The sequence below is a fragment of the Flavobacterium sp. P1_E4 genome (assembly GCF_056405915.1).
Genome location: NZ_JBFUBE010000055.1, coordinates 1 through 2,343 on the forward strand (window position 1 = coordinate 1; position 2,343 = coordinate 2,343).

Consider the following 2,343-nt stretch of genomic DNA (forward strand, 5'->3'; position numbering starts at 1 on the left):
CACCTACCTACACTGCAGCGGCCGGAGATGAAGGCAATACTGTGACCTTGACCATGACCGTTACCAGTAACAATACTTGCGGAATTGCAAAAGCTACATCAACTTATACCGTTAATGTGGATGCATTACCTCAAGCTTCTGCAGCTGGCGGAAGTCAAACCATCTGTTCCAATGCAACGGCTACGGTAAGCGGAGCCACTGCTTCAAATGGAACAATCCTTTGGACACATAACGGAACTGGTTCGTTAAGCAATGCCACCACATTGACCCCGACCTATACTGCTACAGCAGGTGACGAGGGAAAAACCGTGACCTTGACCATGACCGTTACCAGTAACAATACTTGTGGAATTGCAAAAGCTACATCAACTTATACCGTGAACGTGGATCCTCTTCCTCAGGCATCTGCCAATGGAGGAAGCCAAACCATCTGTTCCAATGCAACGGCTACGGTAAGCGGAGTCACTGCATCCAACGGAAGCATCTCTTGGACACATAACGGAACTGGTTCGTTAAGCAATGAAACAACACTTACACCAACCTATACTGCTGCAGCAGGTGACGAGGGAAAAACCGTGACACTGACACTAACCGTAACCAGCAACAATGCTTGCGGTTCGGCCACGGCCACATCAACTTATGCAGTTAATGTGAACCCACTTCCTTTGGCAGATGCCAATGGCGGAAGCCAAACCATCTGTTCCAATGCAACGGCTACGGTAAGCGGAGCAACTGCATCGTTCGGTAACATACTTTGGACCCACAACGGAGCCGGTTCATTAAGCAATGAAACAACACTTACACCTACCTATACTGCGACAGCAGCAGACGAAGGAAAAACCGTGACACTGACACTAACCGTAACCAGCGACAATAGCTGTGGTGGTTCGGCAAAGGTCACATCAACTTATACCGTTAATGTGGATGCATTACCTCAAGCTTCTGCAACTGGCGGAAGTCAAACAATCTGTTCCAATGCAACGGCTACGGTAAGCGGAGCCACTGCTTCAAATGGAACAATCCTTTGGACACACAACGGAGCCGGTTCGTTGAGTAATGAAACAACACTTACACCTACCTACACTGCAGCGGCCGGAGATGAAGGCAATACTGTGACCTTGACCATGACCGTTACCAGTAACAATACTTGCGGCTTGGCAACAGCCACATCAACTTATACCGTTAATGTGGATGCATTACCTCAAGCTTCTGCAGCTGGCGGAASTCAAACCATCTGTTCCAATGCAACGGCTACGGTAAGCGGAGCCACTGCTTCAAATGGAACAATACTTTGGACACATAACGGAACTGGTTCATTGAGCAATGCCACAACATTGACCCCAACCTATACTGCAGCGGCCGGAGATGAAGGCAATACTGTGACCTTGACCATGACCGTWACCAGTAACAATACTTGCGGAATTGCAAAAGCTACATCAACTTATACCGTTAATGTGGATGCATTACCTCAAGCTTCTGCAGCTGGCGGAAGTCAAACAATCTGTTCCAATGCAACGGCTACGGTAAGCGGAGCCACTGCTTCAAATGGAACAATCCTTTGGACACATAACGGAGCCGGTTCATTGAGCAATGAAACAACACTTACACCTACCTATACTGCAGCGGCCGGAGACGAAGGCAATACTGTGACCTTGACCATGACCGTTACCAGTAACAATACTTGCGGAATTGCAAAAGCCACATCAACTTATACCGTTAATGTGGATGCATTACCTCAAGCTTCTGCAGCTGGCGGAAGTCAAACCATCTGTTCCAATGCAACGGCTACGGTAAGCGGAGCCACTGCTTCAAATGGAACAATACTTTGGACACATAACGGAACTGGTTCATTAAGCAATGCCACCACATTGACCCCAACCTACACTGCAGCGGCCGGAGATGAAGGCAATACTGTGACCTTGACCATGACCGTTACCAGTAACAATACTTGCGGAATTGCAAAAGCTACATCAACTTATACCGTTAACGTGGATGCATTACCTCAAGCTTCTGCTGGCGGAACTCAAACCATCTGTTCCAATGCAACGGCTACAGTAAGCGGAGCCACTGCTTCAAATGGAACAATCCTTTGGACACACAACGGAGCCGGTTCGTTAAGCAATGCCACCACATTGACCCCAACCTACACTGCAGCGGCCGGAGATGAAGGCAATACTGTGACCTTGACCATGACCGTTACCAGTAACAATACTTGCGGAATTGCAAAAGCTACATCAACTTATACCGTTAATGTGGATGCATTACCTCAAGCTTCTGCAGCTGGCGGAAGTCAAACCATCTGTTCCAATGCAACGGCTACGGTAAGCGGAGCCACTGCTTCAA

General features: G+C 48.2%; 1 protein-coding gene. It reads left to right on the plus strand.

From position 1 onward, the window contains the following. Window positions 1-2,343, plus strand: a 2,343-nt coding sequence (locus AC1DY0_RS18910; RefSeq protein ID WP_477190133.1) for a beta strand repeat-containing protein, incomplete at both ends; no start/stop codon positions are given.